Origin of the sequence: Lentzea rhizosphaerae (assembly GCF_042649515.1) — a bacterium.
Taxonomy (GTDB): domain Bacteria; phylum Actinomycetota; class Actinomycetes; order Mycobacteriales; family Pseudonocardiaceae; genus Lentzea; species Lentzea aerocolonigenes.
In genome coordinates this window covers 232,231-253,620 of record NZ_JBHRZI010000004.1, presented here as the reverse complement: position 1 = coordinate 253,620, position 21,390 = coordinate 232,231, and the positions used below count along the sequence as shown (strand labels likewise).

Genomic DNA, 21,390 nt, shown 5'->3' with positions numbered 1-21,390 from the left:
GATGGCGGATGACGACCTCGTCGGCAACTCCATCAGCGGTGACCCCGGCATCGCGTTCCAGGCGCACACCGTGAACGGCAACGTCTACTTCAACGGCGCGCCACCGGCCGACGACCTGCCGCAGTGCGAACCTCCGCTGTCCTGGGCCGAGACGACAGAGCTCCCCGCGGAGATCGCGCACCTGCTGTGGGCCCAGGACAAGGCGGCTGACCTGCTTCCGTACCAGCAGCTCCCCGGTGCCCGCACGCCGTCGCTCGGCACCGTGTACGTGCGGCAGGGCCTGGGCGGCGGAGTCGAGGACACGTCGCCGGACCACACCAGGCCGGCGCTGATCCCCGACGAGCACGGCAGGCTGGTCGAGATGCCCGCCGTGCCCTCGGTGCGGCTCACCGTTCGTCCCCCGGCCAAGTCGATGCGGACCGCGCTGGACGCCGACCCGCACCTGCTGGTCCTCGGAGGCCCCGGCCAGGGGAAGTCGACCCTGACTCTCCGCCTGACCGCCGACATCGTCCGCAGCTGGTCGGTCAGGTCGGATGACGACGCTCCGCTCGCGGAACCGGTGATCCCGCTTCGCATCACCGCCCGCACACTGGCGCAGCACCTCGGCAGCTCGTTCACCAGGGCGCTGGCGGACTGCGCGTTCGCCGAGTACGGCCGCTACCTCAACGGCCCGCTCGAACCGTCGTTCTTCGCCGAACGCGTGGCGGGGTGCCGCTGGCTGCTCCTCGTCGACGCGCTGGACGAGGTCGCCGACAGCACGCTGCGCGCGACACTCGTGCACACCTTGTCCGCGTGGGCATCCCGTCCGCAGTACCGGGTGCTGCTCACCACCAGGCCGACCGAGGGCGGCGCACTGGCCGCGCTGCAGCGCGCGGGCGCGAGCCGGTACGAGCTCCAGCCGTTCGACCAGGAGGCGTTGCGCCGCTTCGCACACAGCTGGTTCGAGGAGCTGGGTGGTGATCACGCGGACCGCTTCCTGCACCAGGTCCGCGAGGCCCACCTGGAAGAGCTGGCCGAGGTGCCGCTGCTGGCCACCATCGCCGCGATCGTGTTCGAGCAGTTCCGCGACCGTCCGTTGCCCGGCAACCAGTTCGAGCTCTACGAGTGCTACCTGGAGTACATCCGGCGGGATCACGAGACAGCGGAAGCGTTCGACCGCTACCGCGTGTCGCTGATCGAGCACCTGGGCCGCACGCGGCTGGCCACGGACGGCTCGCTGGCCCTCGCGGTGCACGAGTGGGCTCTGCGCCACGACGTCGGGCAGGTCGACGCGCTCATCGCCTACCTGGCGCACGTCGGGCCGTTCGTGCAACGCGGCAACGACATCTCGTTCCTGCACCACAGCTTCGCCGAGCACGTCGCCGCCACGTCCGAAGCCCGCGAGCTGCCGGCGGAGTTCGTCGCGGAACACGACGACTTCGCCGAGCTGCTGCACGCGGCCCGGCCGGACGAGAGCGGCCGGTTCGCCCGCGCGGTGCTGCTGCACTACACCCACCTGCACGTCGCCGAGGCGGATCGCCTGCTCGGCTGGCTGCACACGGGTGGTTCCGACGAACACCTGCTCGCCGCCCGTCTGCTCGCACAGCACGTCCCGACATCCGCCTCGGCCGTGCGCGAGTTCCTCGCCATCGCCCAGGCGTGGGCGATGACCACCAAGCACCCGGCCCTGCTGATCCTGCAACAGGTCAGCAGGGCCACCCGCCATCCCGGCCTGATCGAGTGGCTCGCGGAGCTGATGGAGACAGCCTCCGCTCCCTGGGAGTCCCGCGCGGAGGCCGCGATCGCACTGGCCGTCCGCCTGCGGTGTGCCCACACCGACGCCGCGGTCGCGTTCCTGCGTTCCGCGCTCGACGACGACTCGATCGGCGTGGACGACCGCCTCACCGCCGCGGACGCCTTGGCGCACAGCGGAAGCAGCGAGTCGGAGGCGGCGGAGCGCGGCCTTCGGGCAGTGCTGGACGATCCGTCGGCGTCCGGGGCCGACTGCCGCAGCGCCGCCGTCGTTCTCGCGGCCTTCGAAGGCGACGCCCGCGCCCATGCCGTCGCAGCGCTGAAACGACTCGTCGCGGACGAGGACACCCCGGCAGAGGACATGGTCGAGGCCGCCACGGGACTGCTGGAGATCGACGTCGAGTTCCACGACCTGGCCGCCGACGTGTTCCTCGCCGTGCTCCAGGACACCATGCACAGCGTTCAGGGCAAACGCGACGCGACGATCGGCCTGGCCTCCCTCGGCAGGCGTGATGCCGCGGCCGAGGCGTTGTCGGCCATGTTCGGGAACCGCCTGATGCCGGCGCGCTACCGGTCGGACGCGGCGTCGATGCTCGCCCTGCTGGGACCACAGCAGCGTGCTGTTGCCGGTGAACTGCTGAAGTCCGAGCTGGCGGCCTCGACGACCTCCACCACCGACAAGATCCTGTTCGCGACTGAGCTCGCACGCCTCGGCCACCGCGAGTTCGCCGTGGAGGTGCTGCGGGAGTTGCTCGCACGCCCGGCCACGTCCTGGGGCCAGCTCGGTTCGGCGGCGAGCTCTCTCGCCGCGCTCGGACCGGCGTTCCGGGAAGAAGCCTCGCGGCACTTCGAGGAGATCTTGGAGCACCTGTCGCCGAGTGGGTCTGACTACGCTCTCGCTCTCCGGGAACTGGCAGGACTGGGGGAGCCGCACCGCAGTCGCGCGGTGGCGATGATGTCCGCGTTCGTGGCCGATCCCACGGCTGACGCGGAAACCCGGTGCACCGTCGCGTCGAACCTGGTCCGGTCCGCACCGGAACTCCGCGCCGATGTCGTGCGCGACCTGCTGTCGATCACCAGGACGGAACAGGACAGGGCCGTGTTGTCCCAGGCCTGGCAGGAGTTGCGACGGCTGGGTCCCGATCTGCGTGGTCAGGCCAAGCAGGCGATGCTCGTGCTGGCCGCGCAGGACCGCGAGGGTGGTGACGTGCCGTGCGAACTCGGCACGGTGTTCAGGTGGTACAGCCCTGCCGACCAGGTGGAGGCAGCCGACGTCCTTCGTGTCGCGGCAGATGACGAGAGCAGGGGAGTTCGCACCCGTCTGGCGGCGGTGCACGGGTTGGTCCGGCTGGGCCACAGGTTCCACCGGCAGGCCGCAGACCTGCTCTGCGACCTGATCGCTGCCAACCCCAACATGGATCTGTTGTTCGCCGTGTGTCAGTTCGCTTTCTCGGGTGCGGGCCGCGGTGTGCGGGCGACCCTGGCGGCCGCACTGCGGGACGTGCTCCGGGACCACCGTCAGAGTTCCGGTGTCGCGTGCTCCGCGGTGGCAGGGCTGGACGAGCTCGGCCACCGGGCTGCGGATGAGGACCTGCGCCGCATCGTCGCCGACCACTCCGCCAAGACCGACCTCCGGGCGCACAGCGCGCTCACGTTGATGTCGAGGGGCGTCGACTGCAGTCCCAGCGCGACCAGTCTGGTGTTCCGCGCCGCCGACGAGATGTGGAACGAGGACTGGCACCCGCACGTGGCGCGGCTCGCGGCGAACGGGGTGGATGTCCGCGCGCAGTGCCTCGACGTGCTCGCCGGCCCGGACACACCTGTGGACGCGCGCCTGCTGGTGGCTTCGTTGCTCGGTGACGACGGACGTGCCGTCCTGCGGGAGTTCGCGGAAGATCCCTACCTGACCATCTCGAGCAGGCGGCTGGCGTACCGGTTGCTGGCCGACGTCGACCCGGCCGCTCTCACCGACGCCGTCGAGTTCCACCGCGAACTGATGGACGATCCGGACGAGCAACTGCACGATCGCCTCATGACCGCAGTTCTGCTGTTGAGAGTGGACCGTTCGTTCACCAAGAGCACGATGTCGATGCTCTGGCACGCCGTCGATGCGTTGTCGCTCAGAGAGAACTCGCGCGCCTCGGCGGCACGTCGGCTGAACGCCCTGGCTTCGTCGCCGTCACCGAGACTGGTGCAGGCCATGATCGGACTGATCCGCGCTCCCGGGCTCGGTGCGAGCTTGCGGCACGTCCTGACGGGTCTGCTCCCGCGTGCGTTGCGCACCGCAGCCGAACGTGTGTTGCTGGCCGACGCATCCAGCGCGTTGGACGTGCGGGTGCCCGATCGGGACGGTTGGGGCGACTTTCCTTTGGGCGCCGAAGCGGAGGCGGTTCTCCGCGATGTTCTGGCGGATATCACGAGTACTGCCGGCGATCGGCGGAAGGCGGCCGTCGTGCTCGCCGAGCTCTCCGCGGAGTTCGTCCCCGAGGCTGTCTGCGTTCTGCTCTCGGACGGTTCGCCGCGGGCGCTCGCCGAGGCGGCGAAACTGGGGGAGTGGCAACGGGTGAGGGACTTCGTGCTCGACGACACCCTTCCACCGCGCGAACGCAGGGCCACGGCTCTCCTCCTCCGCGGCCTGGCGGACGACCCCGCCGTGCGCGAGATGTTGGTCAGGCAGAAGGGTTTGTCGTGGCGCGATCGCGTCGAAGTGCTGGCCTATCTCAAGCACCACGACGAGTTGCGCGCTCTGCGGGACGACCGTGCGGGCATGCCTGTCCAACGGTGCTTCGCGGCGGTGGCCCTGTTCGACCTGACCTCCGCTGATCGCGCGGCCGGAGCCCGCCTGGCCCGCGAGATCGCCAGTGATGCGGCGATGCGGCCGATCCTCCGGCAGGTGGTGGCGGACGACCTGGCCGAGCTCGGTTCCCGCGGCCGTGCGGAGGCGGCCGTCCTGCTCCGGACGCTGGGCACCGACCGGCGGGTCTCGCCCCTGGCGAGGTCGTGGTCCCTGAACCAGGCACGCAACCACGCGCCCAGCTGCCAGTCGGAGCTGGTGGACGTGCAACGGGAGGTCGCAGCCGCGTCGCCCCCGCTGGTGAAGGCCACCCTGCTGAGCTCGATCAGCTGGGCGCCGTGCTGGGAGGCGATCGAGGAGCTGCTGCGGATGGCGGCGGACCGGCGGTTGACGCCACGGGTCCGGTTGTTGTCAGCGAAATTCGTGGTGGACCGGCGGAAGGATCTCAAGGGCCGGTGTGCCGTGGTGGCGCGGGAGATTGCTTTCGACGCGGATGCACCGCGGCACATCCGGCTGCAGGCGGCCAAACACCTGGCCCGGTGGAGCGAAGTGATGCGGGAGGACGCTCGTGCGTTGGTCCTGGAGTTGCGCGGGCTCTGAGCCGTTCGCGTGATTGCCAGGCTCGATAGGTTCTCCCACAGCGATGTGAGGAGGCCTCGATGTTCACCGTGGTGGCGCTGCTGGCTGCTTCACTCGTCCCGCCTCCCGGCCCCGTCACGATCACCGTGGAGAGCGTGGCGGGCTCGGGCTGCCCCGCCAACACGGCCACCGTGGCCATGTCGCCGGACAACGAGGCCTTCACGGTGACCTACAGCGACTTCCTGGTGCAGGGCAACGGGAGCGAGGCCAAGAAGAGCTGCACGATCGCTCTCCGGATCAACCACGCCGCCGGGTACACGTACGGGATCGCGGCCACGGACTACCGCGGGTTCGCCCACCTCACGGACAAGGCCAAGGGTGTCGTGCGCAACGACTACCACTTCCCGGGGTTTCCGACGCGGCACAGCTCGCGCACGTTCCAGGCGCCGATGAGCGACAACTGGCACGTCACCGACACGCCTGACGGGGTTGCGCACGGGCCGTGCAAGGATCGCAAGCCGTTGACCGTCGAGACCGAGCTGAAGGTCACGGGCAAGGGCGGCGGCAGTTTCATGACGATGGACTCGACGGACTCGAGCGTGAGCACCACGTACCGGCTCTCGTGGAAGAAGTGCGCGGAATAACACGCGCGGTCTTGGCGTTGTCTGCTACAGTCCGTTTGTAACCGGCGGTGCGCACCAGGCGCACGTAAGTTCCGATCAGCTGCTGGACCATCCCGGATTCGCAGCGAACACTCCCCAGCTTCTGACGCTGGTGGACCCACATCAGATGCCACCGAAGCATCTGCCCGCGCTCTCCTCCCGCACCGCCTGTGCGCGGAGTCGATGAAGCGCACCTGAAGACAACCCTCCTGAAAGGACAGACCCGATGCACATCGGTGTACTCGACATGCGCAACAACAAGGCATTTCTCGTCGACGGCCCGCAGGTGCCGCAGAGCCTCGTGAGGCAGCACGACCTGCGCCGCGGCGACCAGATCAGCGGCGAGGCCGACGGTGACAGGCTCGTCAGCGTCGACACGGTCAACGGGCGCAAGCCGCACCAGCGGCCCAGGTTCGAGGACCTCACGCCGCTCTACCCCAACGAACGCCTCCGGCTGGAGCACGACCCGGACGAGCTCACCAGCCGCACGATCGACCTGGTCATGCCCGTCGGCAAGGGCCAGCGCGCGCTGGTCGTCGCGCCGCCCAAGGCAGGCAAGACCATTGTGCTGCAACAGATCGCGCAGGCGATCGCGAAGAACGAACCCGACGTCCACCTGATCGTCACGCTCGTCGGCGAACGGCCAGAAGAGGTCACCGACATGCGGACCACGATCCCCGGCGAGATGTTCACGTCGACCTTCGACGAGCACCCCGGCGAGCACATCCGGGTCGCGGAGCTCGCCGTCGAACGAGCCAAGCGGCTCGTCGAGGACGGCAGGGACGTGGTGATCCTGCTCGACTCGCTCACCAGGCTCGGTAGGGCCTACAACCTGGCGCAGCCCAACGGCGGCCGCATCCTCAGCGGCGGTATCGACGCCAGGGCGCTGACGCCGCCGAAGCAGTTCCTGGGCGCGGCGCGCAACATCGAGAACGGCGGCAGCCTCACGATCTTCGCCACCGCGCTGGTGGAGACCGGTTCGCTGGCCGATACCGCGATCTTCGAAGAGCTCAAGAGCACCGGCAACGCCGAGCTCAAGCTCGACCGCAAGGCCGCACAACGCCGGATCTACCCGGCCATCGATCTCCACCAGTCCAGCACCCGCAAGGCGGAACTCCTGGTGGGTCAACAGGAACTCGCCATCACGGACGCGGTGCGCCGGGCGATGGCCGACCGCGACATCGACGTGCTGCTCGAAGGACTGCGCAAGACCAAGAGCAACGCCGAGTTCCTCATCCAGATGTCGAAGTGAGCTCCGGCACCTCACGATCCTGCTCCCGAGTAGGCGCACCCAGCGCGTAGAATGCGAAACCGATGCCGATCACGATCAGCAGCGGCACCACCTGCGACAACGTGTAGGCGGCCCGCGAGCCGGTGAAAGCGGCAGGCAGCTCCAGCGGCCAGACCAGCACGACCACGGTGAACGCCACCAGGCCGGTCGTCAGAACCGCTGTCAGCACCGGGAAAGGCGCGCGGAACGGCCGCGTCGCTCCGGCATCCGGCGGCGCAGCACCAACATCGACGGGAACGTCAGCAGGTAGCTGATGAACGTCGTCGAGATCACCAGCGCGAGCCCGGCGGTGAAGTACTTCTCGGAGTCGCCGCCGGTGAGGTTCAGCGCCGTCACCAGAACCACAGAAGCCAGCAGTCCGGAAAGGACGTTCACGTGCACCGGAGTGCCGTGACGAGAAGACAAACGTCCGAGGTAGGCAGGCCTGGCACCGTCCGCGCACGCGACGGCCTGCGCGCGATGTGCGCCGATCGCCCACGACACGCCGGAGGTCAGCACACCGACGATCAACCCGGCCGCGCACACGCTGCCGAGCACCGCGCCGACACCGGTCAGCGTCACGGTTCCGTCGTCGGCGACGGATCCGCCGTAGACGGTCAGCACCTGCTTGGCCGCGTCGATGAACCCGCCCAGACTCTGAATCCGCGAGGCCGGCACCACCAGCAGAATCCCGAGGATCGGCCCGCCGTAGCACCCGCGATCGGTACCCACTTGCCGATCCGCAACGACGCCGCGACCGCGAGAACGCCGAGCCAGATGAACGCGAGGCCCGCGACGTGCTTGCCCGCCAACCCCAGCGGCAGGAAGAACTTCTCGAACGTCGTCACCGCGATGATCGCCAGCGTTCCGCCCATCCACAACGGGTTGGACAGCCAGTAGAGGACCTGGTTCACGCCCGCCGCGAGACGTCCGAACGCGAGCTTCGTCCACACGCAAGGGCCGCCCTCGATCGGGAACGCCGTGCCCAGCTCGGCAGTCAGGAACCCGTACGGCAGGAAGAACACCACCGCCAGGATCACCATCCAGACGAGGCCTTGGGTCCGTTGGCGGCGACGCTGCCGATGGTGTCCAGGCCGACGAGGGTGCAGAGCAGGTAGAACGTTACGTCCACCCGTCGCAGCGACTCGCGCAGGTGGGTGCGTTCGCTGAGCCAGTTGCCGCTGAGAGGCTGTACTTCGCTCACGGTCCCTCCAGATGGTTGACTGATCCGTCAGTCAGTTATTTGGCCGGACCATGTGACCGCGGTCATACGCTGAAGTCAAGGGGGTGTTTTCGATGAGTTTTCTCCAGGTCACCTGGACCGACCCGGCCACGGCCGCACGTGGCTACCTCGTCATCGACCGGCTGGTGCGCGGGGTGAGCAGCGGCGGCCTGCGGATGCGCGCGGGCTGCACGCTCGACGAGGTCCGCGGGCTGGCCGAGGGGATGACCGCCAAGGAGGCCCTCAACTACGACCCCGGGGCGCGCTACGTGCCGCTCGGGGGCGCCAAGGGCGGCATCGACTTCGACCCGTGCGACCCCAGGGCGAAGGACGTGCTCACGGCGTACCTGTTCGCCATGTCGCCGTACATCGAACGGTTCTGGACGATGGGGGAGGACCTCGGGCTGCGGCAGTCGGCGATCGACGAGGCCATCGAGAACATCGGGCTCCAGTCGTCGATCCAGGCCGTGTACCCGTTGCTGGACGACGAGGACAAGGCCCGCCGACGCCTCGCGGACGCCTTCGCCGTCACGGTCGACGGGGTGAGCCTCGACGAACTGGTCGGCGGCTACGGCGTCGCGCAGGCCGCGCTCGCCGGCATCGACCACCTGAAGCTGTGCAACCCCAAGGCGTTCGTCCAGGGCTTCGGCTCGATGGGTGGCGCCACGGCCCGCTATCTCGCTCGTGCGGGCGTCAGGGTCGTCGGGCTCGCGGATGTCCACGGTGTCGTGTCGAACCCCGACGGACTCGACGTGGAAACCCTTCTGCTGTCCCGGGATTCGCACGGCGGCATCGATCGGACGAAACTTCGTCCAGTGGATCTCCAGCTCGACCGCGACGAGTGGCTCGACGTCGACGCGGACGTGCTGGTCCCCGCCGCCGCGAGCTACGCGATCGACGCCGGCAACGCGAAGTCCGTGCGCGCCAAGCTGATCGTCGAGGCCGCGAACATGCCGGTCACCGCGGAAGCAGAGGCCGAGATCGACGCGCTGGTCATCCCGGACGTCGTGGCGAACTCGGCCACGAACTCCTGGTGGTGGTGGACGTTGTTCGGCGACATCGAGCCCACCGCGGAGTCGGCGTTCGAGAAGATCGGCACGAACATGCGCCGGCTCGTGGCCCGGGTCGTCGCGGCACCGTCACCGCGGGCGGCAGCCGCGGACATCGCCGCCGCCGCGGTGAAGGAGATCGAGCAGCGGTTCTAGACTCGGGCGCATGCCCGGTTTGCAGCACGTCGTCACGATCGCGGCCCCACCCGAGCGCGTCTGGGAGGTCGTCGCCGACGTCGAACGCTGGCCGGAGCGGATCCCGACGGTCGACGAGGTGGAACGTCTCGACGCCGGACCGCTGGCCGTCGGTTCCCGGACCCGTCTGCGGCAACCCCGCCTCCCCGAGGCGGTGTGGACGGTCACCGAGCTGACCGACGGGCGGTCGTACACCTGGGAGTCGAAGTCGCGCGGCGTCACGGTCGTCGCCGCGCACCTCGTCGAGCCGCACCCGGAAGGCAGCCGGCTCACCCTCTCGCTGACGGTGTCCGGCGCGATGGCGGGGCTCGGCTGGTTGATGACGCGCAAGATGACCCAGCAGTACGTCGAGACCGAAGCGGCCTCGATCAAGAAGGCCGCCGAGGGGTCCTAGGACCTGTGTCGAAGTCGGCACCGAGCGCCTGCTGTTTGGCGCGAAAAGCACGTTCGGGCCGATAGATGGCCCGAACGTGCTTTTCGCGCCAAAGAGATGTGTCCGGTTTGACTGGTTGTTCGACTTTGGTGCGGGTCCTAGTCGAGCGGGCCGAGCAGCCACGCTCCCGGCCCCTCCGGATCCTCCGAGAAGTAGTACGCCCTGATCGCGGCCAGCAGGTCGTCGGTGCTGATCAGGCCGTCCCCGTCGTGGTCGAGCCTGGCGTGGACGCCCCGCGCGACGGACGGCGGCAGGTTCATCAGCGCCCCGGTCCAGCGCACGTACTCGTCGACGCCGAGATGGCCGTCGCCGTCGTGGTCGGCGACGGCCATCAGCGAGTCGAGGAACGGCAGGTACACGTCGTCGAACGACTCCGGGCGCTCCAGCAGGCCCTGGGCGAACGCCGCCTTGTACTCGCCGAGGCTGATCCGCTCGTCGTCGTTGGCGTCCGTCACGGCGTAGAGGTGGTCCCAGACGCCCAGCAGCTGCTCCTGGAACCGCTTCGCCCGCAGGTCGTCGTCGCTCAGGCCGAACGCCGCGGTCGTCCGCGCGCCTGCCTGCTCGAAGTCCGAGCGTTCGACGTACCCGTCCTGGTCGCTGTCGTAGGTCTCGAACCTGCGGGTGAGCCTGCGGTCCAGGAACGCCGTGATGTGCATGCGGCCTGTCTACCCCGTCAGCGCTTCTTCCGGCGGGCGGGCGCGCCCACGTAGTCCGCCAGGTGCTCGCCGGTCAGCGTGGAACGGTCGGCCACCAGGTCGGCGGGCGTGCCCTCGAAGACGACCTTGCCACCGTCGTGACCAGCGCCGGGACCGAGGTCGATGATCCAGTCGGCGTGCGCCATCACGGCCTGGTGGTGCTCGATCACGATGACCGACTTGCCGGAGTCGACGAGGCGGTCCAGCAGGCCCAGCAGCTGCTCGACGTCGGCCAGGTGCAGGCCGGTCGTGGGCTCGTCCAGGACGTAGATGCCGCCCTTGTCCGCCATGTGCGTGGCGAGCTTCAACCGCTGCCGCTCACCGCCGGACAGCGTCGTCAGCGGCTGCCCCAGCGACAGGTAGCCGAGGCCGACGTCGGCCAGTCGCGCCAGGATCGCGTGTGCGGCGGGAACCTTCGTCTCGCCCGCGCCGAAGAACTCGACGGCCTCCGCGACCGGCATCGCGAGCACTTCGGAGATGTCGCGACCGCCGAACTTGAACTCCAGCACGGCCTGGTCGAACCGCTTGCCCTCGCAGACGTCGCACGGGGACTCGATCGTCGCCATGATGCCGAGGTCGGTGAACACCACGCCCGCGCCGTTGCAGTTCGGGCACGCGCCTTCGGAGTTCGCGCTGAACAGGGCGGGCTTCACGCCGTTGGCCTTGGCGAACGCCTTGCGGATCGGCTCCAGCAGACCGGTGTAGGTCGCGGGGTTCGACCGCCGCGAGCCCTTGATCGGGGTCTGGTCGACGACGATCGCGCCGGAGTCCTTCGGCATGGACTGGTGGATCAGCGACGACTTGCCGGAACCCGCCACACCCGTGACGACCGTGAGCACCCCCAGCGGGATGTCGACGTCCACGTCGCGCAGGTTGTTCTTGGAGGCGCCGCGAATCTCCAGCACGCCGGTCTTCGAGCGCACCGACGACTTCAGCGAAGCCCGGTCGTCCAGGTGGCGCCCGGTCACCGTGTCGCTCTTGCGCAGCCCGGCCAAAGTACCTTCGAAGCAGATCGTGCCGCCGTTGCGGCCGGCACCGGGACCGAGGTCGACGACGTGGTCCGCGATCGCGATCGTCTCGGGCTTGTGCTCGACCACCAGGACCGTGTTCCCCTTGTCCCGCAGGCGGAGCAGCAGGTTGTTCATCCGCTCGATGTCGTGCGGGTGCAGGCCGATCGTCGGCTCGTCGAACACGTACGTGACGTCCGTGAGCGCCGATCCGAGGTGCCGGATCATCTTCACGCGCTGCGCCTCACCACCGGAGAGCGTCCCGGCCGGACGGTTCAGCGACAGGTAGCCGAGGCCGATCTCGACGAACGAGTCCAGCGTGTGCGCGAGTTTCTCGATCAGCGGCGCGACGGACTTGTCCTTCAGCCCGCGGATCCAGTCGGCGAGATCGGTGATCTGCATGTCGCACAGGTCCGCGATCGACACGCCCTTGATCTTGGACGAGCGGGCGGCCTCGGTGAGCCTGGTGCCGTCGCAGTCGGGGCAGGTGCCGAACGTCGCCGCGCGGTCGACGAACGCGCGGATGTGCGGCTGGAGCGCCTCGCGGTCCTTGGACAGCATGGACTTCTGCAGCTTCGGGATCAGGCCCTCGTAGGTCAGGTTGATGCCGTTGACCTTGATCTTGACCGGGTCCTTGTACAGGAAGTCGTGCAGTTCCCTCTTGGTGTACTTGCGGATCGGCTTGGCCGGGTCGAGGAAGCCCGACTGCGCGAACGTCTGCACGGTCCACTGGTTGTCGACGTTGTAGCCGGGCACCTTGATCGCGCCCTCGAGGATCGACTTGGACTCGTCGTAGACCTCGGTGAGGTCGATGTCGGAGACCTGGCCGCGGCCCTCGCAGCGCGGGCACATGCCGCCCGTGATCGAGAACTCCCGGCGCTCCTTGACCTTCTGGCCGCCCTTCTCGATCGTCACGGCACCCGCGCCGGAGATCGAGGCGACGTTGAACGAGAACGCCTGCGGGCCGCCGATGTGCGGCGCGCCGAGGCGGCTGAACAGGATCCGCAGCATCGCGTTCACGTCGGTCGCGGTGCCGACGGTCGAGCGCGGGTCGGCGCCCATCCGCTGCTGGTCGACGAGGATCGCCGTGGTGATGCCCTCCAGCAGGTACACCTCGGGACGCGGCAGCGTGGGCATGAAGCCCTGGATGAACGCCGAGTAGGTCTCGTTGATCAGGCGCTGCGACTCCGCGGCGATCGTGCCGAACACCAGCGAGCTCTTGCCGGAACCGGAGACTCCGGTGAAGACCGTCAGGCGTCGCTTCGGGATCTCGACGTCGACGTCGCGCAGGTTGTTCACGCGCGCACCCTGCACGCGGATCAGATCGTGGGTGTCGGCCTCATGCGTCATGGCGCAAAACCTAACTCCGCGACCCCGGTCCTGCCTTCTTGATTCCTGATCGGTTACACACGCATCCGGTAGTGGTACGTGCACACCTCACGGAACCCCGTCCGTTCGTACAGCCGGAACGCCCTGGTGTTCGCCTTTTCCATCTGCAGGTACATGTGGTTCGCCTCGCGCGCGGCCGCCCATGAGGCCAGTGCGGCGAGCACGGACCGTGCAGCGCCTTGACCCCGTGCGTGCGGCAACGTCGCCATCCCGAACACCCCGGCCCACCCCTGCTCGGCCACCGCACGGCCCACGGCCACGACCTGGCCGTCGACCTCGGCGTACGCGTACGCGCTGGGGTGCTCGACCCGGCTGAGCAGGTCGCGTTCGGCGCTGACGTCCCGCGTGGTCACCGCCTGCCACGCCGCCAGCCACTCGTCGGTGGGCCTGCCGGTCACCTCGCCGGCGTCGGCCTGGGCGTGCCGCAGCACCTCGGCGGTCGACGCGATCTGCAGGGACATGTCGTGCCCGCGCGTGTAGCCCCTGCTGTCGAGCACGCCGTCGAGGTCGTCCGCGCACACGCCGGGCGTGATCTGGAACCGCACACCGGACCCGCGTTCGGCGCAGAACTCCTCGGCCAGCGCGACCCGGTCCTCCCGGTCGTGCGGCAGGACGGCACTCACCCACCAGGCGTCGCCGGGGGAGTGCCGCAGCCACCAGCCGCCCGCCTCCTCGACGTGCGCGGCGGGCTGAGCCCGTGCCGCGTGCTCCTGCAGCGTCTTCAGCAGCACTTCGGTCCAGCGGTGATCTCCATGAAACCCTTCTACCGCATCCCGGTATGGAGGAGCACGCCCGTCAGCGCCTGCCCAGACCGGAGAACGTGCTCGCCACGATCACCATGCCGATCACGCCGAGCACCGCCGCGACCCCGCCGACGGCCGGTTTCGACACCTGCTGGACGTGGGCGACAGGGCGCGGAGGTGCTGGTTCGTCAGGTGCCTGAGCGGGTGGCGCGGACACCGACTCGATCCGCACGACGGCGCTCTCGCTGACGGTGTGGCCGGCACCCGCGCCGGAGATCGTCAACCGGGAGCTCACCGGTGCTTGGGCCTGGCAGGTGTAGGTCAGGCGCTCGCGGGGCTGGAGGGCGGGAAACGTCCGCCGGCACGCGGCGGGTTCGCCCTCGACCTCCACGTCGTCGATCGGCACGTCCGACGGGTTGCCGACCTTGATCGTGAGCGTGACGGGCTCGCCGTCCTCCGCCCGGTCCTTCGACCAGAGCGCCTCGATGGTCAGCCGGGGGTAGATGACCTCGACCTGCACGGACGCCGACGCCTCGACCCTGCCGCCGATCTTGTCGGCCGCCGCGACGGTGGCGGTCAGCGTGCCGCTCTCGTCGCTGGCGGGTGCCGTGCAGGTCAGGGTGGTGGCGGCGCCGGGGTCGAGCTGGCCCTGCACCGGGCCGCAGCTGTTCGCGCTGAACTTGGAGAGCGGGGTGTCTCCGGTGTTCGTGATGGTCGTCGTGAACCTGACGGCTTGGCCGGGCAGCGCGGTCAGGGGACTCGTGCTGGTGGTGGCGCGCAACGCGGGGTGCAGCACGTCGACGGTGGAGGCTTTGCTCGTCGTGAGCTGGTCGCCCGCGAGGCTGGTGCCGGTCACGGCGACGGTGGTCGGGTAGTCGTCGTCCGCCGCAGTGGACGAGCACGTGCGGGTGGCTTTGGCGTGCGGTGCGATGGTGCCGACCTGCTGGCCGCACACGGTGACGTCCGCGGCGGGAGCGTCTCCGGCGTTGGTGATCGTCGCGGTCTGCACGACGGTGTCCTTCGGATGCGCGGCGGGCTTCTCCGGGTCGACGGCCAGGGTGAGCTCGGGCAGCGGGAACGACCAGGCGATGCTCTGCACGAGGAAGGCGTCGTCGTCCCGCTTGAACGTGAGGTCGGCGGCCTTGGCGCCGGGCTTGAGGACGTCCTCGGCGAGGGTGAGCGTGCGGGCGTCGACGCTCATGTTGTTGGGGTGCGCTGCTCCTTGGGCGGACGCGACGAACGCGTTGCGACCGGCGACGGACGTGCCGTTGACCAGCACCTGGTCGCCGTCGGTCGCCCAGTCGCCCTCGTAGGCCGTGATGCCGAGCCGGATCGCGCCACCCGCGGCGTGGGTCGGCGCGATCGGAGTGTGCAGCGCCGGTTGTTCCGTGGTCAGACGGACGTGTCCGCCGTGCACCGTGACGTGACGTTTTGCGTGGGTCGCGGACTTCCACACGACGGTCAGCGACCAGCCGCCGAAGCAGTCGAACCCTTGCGGCGTCCAGACGTTGCCGACGGTCACCGTGCCGGGTTTCAGTGCTTTGGTGACATCGGCTTCGGCGCTGTAGAAGGTGTTGTCGGTGTGGGCGAGGCCGTCGGGCGAGTCGACCGCGAACTGGTCGGGGGCGATGCTCGTGCCGTTGAGGAGGACCGGGTCCTGGGGCTTGCCGGGTGGCGCGGTCCCGCCGTGACAGGTCGCGTTGCCGGCCCAGCCCAGTTTGGCGTAGGCGATGGTGGCTTGGGGCGGGAGGCTGAGCTCGACGCTGGAGGAGTTGAACGTCGCCGGGTTGCCGTCCGTGTCGACCCACGTCATGCGGTGGGCGTTGTTCTGCGCGGACGGCCCGTGCCCCTTGCGGTTGAGAGCGTCCACACAGGACTGTGCCGGGTACTTGGGGTCCGGCCCCGCCTGCTCGGGCGTCGGACAGGTCAGGACGGAGTTGCCGACGACCGTCACGTCTCCGTGCACCGCCTCGTCGAACTGGACGCGCCAGGTCTCGGCCGCGGCGACCGGAGTCGGCGTGAACAGCGGAACCAGCAGCACGACGGCGATGAGGATCGGTGCACGCATGCCACGCCTTCCGGTCGGGGTCGGCACAGGTTGGCACGCCTGGTCGTGGTTGTCACCGCGCGTTGATCAGACCCTCCTCACTCTCCGTTGAGGACTGTCGTCGTGCGGTTCTCCCATTAGTGTTCAACGGTTTTCTGTGAACGCTCTCATGTGGACCAGCGGTGGGCATGATCAACGGCTCGTTGCTCTTGACGGGCGGCTGAAAACGCCGAGAAGCGTGGAGTTGGTGGTGCACGGGCGCCGGCTGTGGGGAGATTGGAGCCATGTGGACAGCGGTCATCATCGTTCTGGCGTCAGTGGTCGTCACCGCCGTCGCGTGCGTGTTGTTCGGACGCTCACGTGCCCACGAGCAGGCCGACGACCGCGACGCGGACTCGCGCGGCTTCCTCGGCGCGGTGATCAGCGGCCTGTTCATCGTGGCGCTGGCGTTCTACATGGTGATCGTGTGGGAGGAGAGCGGCGCGGCCGAGGACAACGCGGCCCGGGAGGCGGCCGCCGTCGCCGACGTGTACTGGCAGACGTCGGTGATGCCGCAGCCGCAACGTGATCACATTCGGGGGCTGCTCGTTTCCTACCCCGACCTGGTGGCGGACAAGGAATGGCCGCGGTTGGCGGCGGGGGAGTCGGACGCCGGTACGACCTCGGTGCTCAACTCGTTGCACACCGAGATCCTGTCGCTGCCGTCCTCGCCGGATCAGGTGAAGAGCGCGCGGGAACGGGCGTTGGAGCGGTTGCGGGAGATCACTGATCTGCGGCGAGATCGGCTGGACTCCGCCGGTGGGTTGGACAACACCGGGAAGCTGATGCTGGTCGGGACCATCGTCGGGGCCGTGGGGATGGTGGTGTTTCCGATGTTGGTCGGGTTCACGGCGCGGCGGCGGCACGTCCTGCAGATGGGTGTCACTGCTGCTGTGCTGGCGTTCGTGTGTGTGTTGTGCGTGGGGATGCGGCAGCCGTTCAGCGGGTGGTTGCGGGTGGAGCCGGAGGCCTTCACCAGCCTCTCGGAGGAGCTCGCGGGGATTCCCGTCGGCCGAAGCGGATGAACTGACCATGAGTTGGCAATGATTTGTTGCTCCGTTCGGCCCAGTTCCGGTGCAAGATCGGGTGGGTGATCCCCAGCGTCTTCCTGAGCCACACCTCCGAGTTCACCGAGCACGGGTTCATCGACGCCGCGCAACGCGCGTTGCGGCGTGCGGGATGCCTCGGCGTCGAGATGGCCGAGTACCCGGCCGTGGACAAGGCGCCGGTGCACTACGACGCGGAACGGGTGACGGACGCAGACATCTACGTCGGGATCATCGGGTTCCGCTACGGCTCGCTGGTGACAGGTCGCGAGGTGTCCTACACCGAGCACGAGTTCGACACGGCCACCCGGCGCGAGAAGATCCGGCTGATGTTCCTGCTGGCACCGGACGCTGCGCTGCCGGCGAACTGCCTCACCGACCCCCAGCACGGGCACAAGCAGCAGGCCTTCCGCGACAAGATCGCGAAGGAACCGCTGATCTACCAGACGTTCCGGACGCCGGAGGACCTGGCGACGAAGCTGCTGCACTCCGTGCTGGACGCGAAGGAGGTCCTCGACGCGAACCGAGGCCGCGTGTTGCTGGGAACGACCTACGACGACGTCCTCGGCACGATGGCCACCTTCACCCCGCGCCCCTGGCTGACAGGGAAGATCGACCAGTTCCTGACGACGAAACCGAGCGGCTACTTCTTCGTCGAGGGCAAGTCCGGTGTCGGCAAGTCGACGCTGATCGCGCACCTCGCCACCACCCGCGGCTGGGCGTGCCACTTCACCTCCGGCGACAGGGCGCGCCGCACGACGGCGGCGACGTTGCAGAGCCTCGCGGACCAGCTCGTCGTCCACTACGAGCTGGACGAGCTGCGGGACCTGGAGGTGCACGGCACTCTGCAGTTCAGCGCGGTGCTCGCCCAGGCCGCCTCGGTCGCCAGGGCCAGGGAGGACCAGGTGGTGCTGCTCGTCGACGGTCTCGAGAAGGCCGACGACCCGCACCCCATGCCGTTCGGGCTTCCCGCGCGGCTCCCCGACGACGTCTACGTGATCACCACGATGCGCGAGGGCTTCGAGGTGACGGGTCGCGAGCTGCCGTACGAGTCGACGGTGATCGATCCGCACGGAGCGGACGCGATCGGTGACGTGCGAGCCCACGTGCAGTCGTTGCTGCGAACCGACGAGGTGCTGCGCGGCAGAGTCGAGGACGAGGCGTCTTTCACCGAGGCGGTGGTCCGGCACTGCGGTGGTATCTGGATCCACCTGCGCTTCGTGCTCGACGGCATCCGCGACGGCACGATCACGGTCGGCGAGCTGCCGAACCTGGCCAAGGGCCTGTGGCCGTACTACAGCCGGACGTTCGACGAGCTGGCCGAGTCCCACCCCGGCGCCGCACTGCCCGCGATCAGCACGCTCGCCTGCACGGCCGAGCCGGTCGGCCTCGACACGCTGGTCACGCTCGCCGGTGTCGAGGACAAGGAACGGGTGCGGACGCTGATGACGGGCCCGCTGCGCAACTTCGTGCACACGACCGCAGGGGACGATCCGCTGTACTCGGTCATGCACGACAGTCTTCGCGACTACTTCACCGGACAACGGCCTCCGGACGCCATGACGGGGGACGAGAGCCGCATCGACCGGCTGCGGCGGGCCGCCCACGACACCCACCAGCGGATCGTGCACCGCTACTGGCCCACCGACGACGCGCTGACCGCCGTCGGGTCGCTCGACGACGGCTACGGGCTGCGGAACCTGGTCGTGCACCTGGAGGAAGCGGGCAGGCAGGCCGACGTGCATCGGTTGCTGTCACTGGAAAACAGCGAGAGCAACGTCTGGTTCACGGTCCACGACCAGCACGGCGCGCTGGTCGAGTACCGCTACGACATCTCGCGGGCGTGGCGGCTCGCAGCCGACGTGGTGGATCGGGAGATTCACGAGGGCGGCACGTCGAAGGCGGTCGCCCGCGAGATCGCCTGCGCATTGATGAGCGCCAGCGTGGAGTCGCTCATCGCGAACATCACGCCGGCGTTGCTGCGTGCGCTGGTCGAGGGCCGGGTGTGGCGGCCGCGTCAGGCGATCGGCCGGATCCGCGCGGTGGGGAGCAGGCAGACCCGGCTCGACCTGCTCGGCGCGTTGCTGCAGGCGCGCTACCCGAGTGGTCGTCCGTGTCTGTCCGAAGAGGACGCGGCCGGGCTCTGGGACGTCGCCTTCCCGCTGAGGACGGGCCGTGCGCACGAGGTGGCCGGACAGTTGCTGCCGCGCTTGCCCGCTGACCGTCGCACGGCGATCGTGCGCGAACTGCTGCCGCTCGCACTCGATCCTGGATCTCCCGGGCAGTCGCTGATGTGCGCGGTGCTCGCGGGCGCGCTCGACGACGAGCAGCTCGACAGGTGCGTGACGGCGGCGCTGGCGATCGAGAACCCTCAGCAACGACTCGGCACGGCGTTGCCGGCCCTGATCCCGCACGTCTCCACCGCCACGCTCAGCAGACTGCTCGCCGTGCCGCTCAACGCTCCCGGTGCCGATCGCACGGGGGCGGCGCTCGCCGCACGACTGGCCGGAGAGGGTCTCGAACCGGAGTGGGTGGACCGGCACCTGGTCGACGTCCTTCACGGACTCGACGTCGCCGAACCAGATCGTGTTCCACTGTGGACGGTGATCGGCACGCTGGGTGACGACCGCCGCCAAGCGGTGCTGCGGACCGTGCTCGGCCACTTCGCGCGAGGCGAACACTGGAAGATCGCCCTGAAACTGGTGGGGCTGGCCGAGTTCCTCGACGGCGACTCGGTGGACGTCGCCCTGCGCGTCGCCAGGAGCATCGACGAACGCCGCTGGCCAGGTGCCCGCGCACTCGCGCTGGCCGCGCTGACGAAGGCACGTCCGCCGCTGGCTGCCGAGGCGTTGCGTGCTCTCCCTCGCCAGGGTTCGGCTGACGACCACGCCCGCGCCGCCACGCTGCGACTCCTTGCGCCGCACCTGCCCGGCGACCGCACGGTGGCCGCGTTCGTGGACGCACTGCCCCAGAAGGAACGAGCCCTGCACCTGCCCAGCGCAGAGGCGCTCGAGGTCGCGGCGCGCCACCACGGCTGGCAGCGCGCAGAGATCCTCACGGCCGTCGCGCCGCGGCTCAACCACGAGGAGCGGCTGGCAGCGCTGGCGCTCGCGATGGAGGTCTCGCAGCCAGGGCCTCGGTTGACGGCGCTCGACGCCCTCACCTCAGGATCGCTGGACCAGGAGGAGCTGGAACTGGTTCTGCGGACCATGCAACGCATCGGCGACGAGCAACCCCGCGCTGCCGCCATCGCCGCTCTGTCCGGCCAGGCGCTGCGCGGAGATCGTCCCGCCCTCCGCGCACGGGCTCGCGAACTGCTCAAGACCTGCACCGGAGCCGGCCGCGCGGACGTGCTGATCGCACTCGGCGACCCGGAGTCGTTGCGGGAGGCCGCTCTCCACGTCCCGCGCAGGCCGGAGTTCGGTGACCACGCGTTCGCGGCGAGGCTGGCGGCGGTGCGCCCGGTGCTGAGCCCGGACGAGGTGCTGCGCAGGCTGCTGGACACCCTCGAGGTGACGTATCCCGACGTGGTGTTCGACGTGTGGCCTGCACTCGCGCCCGTCGGAACGCTGTCCGACGAGCACTGGGACGTCATCGCCAAGGCGGCGACGAAGGGCAACGACCGCGGCTACGCCAGGTTCCTCACCGTGGGCGCGCCGCACCTGGAGGAGCAGAAGCAGGTCCGCAAGGCGCTTGCGGAAGCCGAAGGCCTGCATCCGATGATGCGCGCGCTGCCGATGGCGACGATCGCCGCCTACCTGGACGACCACACCCGGCGCCGCGTCGTGCGACTTCTGACCGAACGGGGCTTCCCGAGGCTGGACGCGCCGACGGCGGGTGCGCTGGCACGGGCGATGACCGAGGCCGAGCAGGAGCAGCTGCTCCAGCAGCCGCTGTCGGTGGAGGCGCTGGCCGCGGTGCTGCCCGCGCTGTCGCCTCGGTTGCGGGAGCGGGCACTGCGCCTGGCCCAGGATCTGTTGTGGCGGTTCGTCTACGAGAACGGCGCCGACTTCACCCCGATCGCCAGGCAGGCGGACGCGGCACTGCTGTACGCGCTCCTGTACAGCGTCACGAACCTGCCGGACGAGACCAAGTCACGGGCACGGGTCGCGGTGCTCGGCGTGACCGAGCCGGACGCCGAGTCGTGGTGGTGGTCCGAGATCGGGCCGTTGCGGGACCTCTTCGGCGATCTGGGGCGGCCGGGGTTGCTGGCCGTGCTGGCGGCGGGGGCGCGGCACGTCGCGCTCGCTGCCGGGATGGAGGCGGTGGCCGAATGTGCTGCTGCGGTTGACGATGTGGCCCGGTGGTGGCCTTAGCGATTTTCGTAGAAGCCTTCTAACAGTGCTACCTTCAGGTCATTTTGGACCCGAAATGATGGAGCACGGGCCGTCTGCGGCGCTGAACGGTCAGAGTCGCGCCTAGCCTCAGCCCGGATGAGCACGTCGTGTTGTTTGGCGCGAAAAGCACGTTCGGGCCGATAGATGGCCCG

14 protein-coding genes and 1 pseudogene are annotated in these 21,390 nt (G+C 69.2%); 7 read left to right on the top strand and 8 right to left on the bottom strand.

Annotated elements, in window-relative coordinates; all coding sequences use genetic code 11:
• The first annotated feature begins 1 nt into the window (after nt 1).
• The 3 genes and pseudogenes from ACFOWZ_RS02725 to rho all read left to right on the top strand — a co-directional run.
• On the top strand, nt 2–5,125 hold the full coding sequence (locus tag ACFOWZ_RS02725) for an NACHT domain-containing protein (protein WP_382368054.1): 5,124 nt from the start codon (nt 2–4) through the stop codon (nt 5,123–5,125).
• A 59-nt stretch (nt 5,126–5,184) separates the two neighbouring features.
• Entirely contained in the window at nt 5,185–5,748 is a 564-nt protein-coding gene (locus tag ACFOWZ_RS02720; RefSeq protein ID WP_382368051.1) for a DUF4360 domain-containing protein, read from the top strand.
• Nucleotides 5,749–6,001: 253 nt separating this feature from the next.
• A pseudogene (rho, locus tag ACFOWZ_RS02715) lies at nt 6,002–7,018 on the top strand (transcription termination factor Rho); the annotation flags it as partial.
• Here the strand turns inward: rho and ACFOWZ_RS02710 are convergent.
• Genes ACFOWZ_RS02710 through ACFOWZ_RS02695 form a run of 4 tightly spaced genes read right to left on the bottom strand, consistent with a single transcriptional unit; the run spans nt 6,999 to nt 8,240 of the window.
• Nucleotides 6,999–7,226: a hypothetical protein gene (locus ACFOWZ_RS02710; RefSeq protein ID WP_382368048.1), complete on the bottom strand. Its 228-nt coding sequence runs from the start codon at nt 7,224–7,226 to the stop codon at nt 6,999–7,001. The pseudogene rho and the gene ACFOWZ_RS02710 sit on opposite strands and share 20 nt — an antisense overlap.
• A complete protein-coding gene (locus tag ACFOWZ_RS02705; protein WP_382368045.1) occupies nt 7,220–7,714 on the bottom strand; it encodes an amino acid permease in 495 nt (164 codons plus the stop codon). Before ACFOWZ_RS02705 ends, ACFOWZ_RS02710 begins: the two co-directional genes overlap by 7 nt.
• Nucleotides 7,654–8,079 (bottom strand): amino acid permease, encoded by a 426-nt coding sequence (locus ACFOWZ_RS02700; RefSeq protein ID WP_382368042.1) that lies wholly within the window; start codon nt 8,077–8,079, stop codon nt 7,654–7,656. Before ACFOWZ_RS02700 ends, ACFOWZ_RS02705 begins: the two co-directional genes overlap by 61 nt.
• Entirely contained in the window at nt 8,073–8,240 is a 168-nt protein-coding gene (locus tag ACFOWZ_RS02695; protein ID WP_382368039.1) for a hypothetical protein, read from the bottom strand. The genes ACFOWZ_RS02700 and ACFOWZ_RS02695 overlap by 7 nt, the downstream gene beginning before the upstream one ends.
• 92 nt (nt 8,241–8,332) lie before the next feature.
• On the opposite strand from ACFOWZ_RS02695, the gene ACFOWZ_RS02690 reads away from it, so the two are divergent.
• Together ACFOWZ_RS02690 and ACFOWZ_RS02685 are read left to right on the top strand one after the other, a co-directional pair.
• Complete coding sequence (locus ACFOWZ_RS02690) at nt 8,333–9,463, top strand: Glu/Leu/Phe/Val dehydrogenase dimerization domain-containing protein (protein ID WP_382368036.1); 1,131 nt, start codon at nt 8,333–8,335, stop codon at nt 9,461–9,463.
• 10 nt (nt 9,464–9,473) lie between these two features.
• A complete protein-coding gene (locus ACFOWZ_RS02685; RefSeq protein ID WP_382368033.1) occupies nt 9,474–9,896 on the top strand; it encodes an SRPBCC family protein in 423 nt (140 codons plus the stop codon).
• Between the two features lie 137 nt (nt 9,897–10,033).
• Here the strand turns inward: ACFOWZ_RS02685 and ACFOWZ_RS02680 are convergent, their stop codons facing one another.
• From ACFOWZ_RS02680 to ACFOWZ_RS02665, 4 genes are all read right to left on the bottom strand, one after another.
• The gene (locus tag ACFOWZ_RS02680) at nt 10,034–10,591 is read right to left on the bottom strand and encodes an EF-hand domain-containing protein (protein ID WP_382368030.1); all 558 of its coding nucleotides are present in this window, start codon (nt 10,589–10,591) and stop codon (nt 10,034–10,036) included.
• A gap of 17 nt (nt 10,592–10,608) precedes the next feature.
• Entirely contained in the window at nt 10,609–12,987 is a 2,379-nt protein-coding gene (locus ACFOWZ_RS02675) for an ATP-binding cassette domain-containing protein (RefSeq protein WP_382368027.1), read from the bottom strand.
• A gap of 53 nt (nt 12,988–13,040) precedes the next feature.
• On the bottom strand, nt 13,041–13,757 hold the full coding sequence (locus tag ACFOWZ_RS02670; RefSeq protein WP_382368024.1) for a GNAT family N-acetyltransferase: 717 nt from the start codon (nt 13,755–13,757) through the stop codon (nt 13,041–13,043).
• A gap of 64 nt (nt 13,758–13,821) precedes the next feature.
• Nucleotides 13,822–15,837, bottom strand: a complete 2,016-nt coding sequence (locus tag ACFOWZ_RS02665) for a hypothetical protein (protein ID WP_382368021.1) — start codon at nt 15,835–15,837, stop codon at nt 13,822–13,824.
• Nucleotides 15,838–16,100: 263 nt separating this feature from the next.
• Between ACFOWZ_RS02665 and ACFOWZ_RS02660 the strand changes: the two genes are divergently transcribed.
• Nucleotides 16,101–16,880: a bestrophin-like domain gene (locus tag ACFOWZ_RS02660; RefSeq protein WP_382368018.1), complete on the top strand. Its 780-nt coding sequence runs from the start codon at nt 16,101–16,103 to the stop codon at nt 16,878–16,880.
• 65 nt (nt 16,881–16,945) lie between these two features.
• Complete coding sequence (locus ACFOWZ_RS02655) at nt 16,946–21,217, top strand: DUF4062 domain-containing protein (RefSeq protein WP_382368015.1); 4,272 nt, start codon at nt 16,946–16,948, stop codon at nt 21,215–21,217.
• Nucleotides 21,218–21,390: the final 173 nt, after the last annotated feature.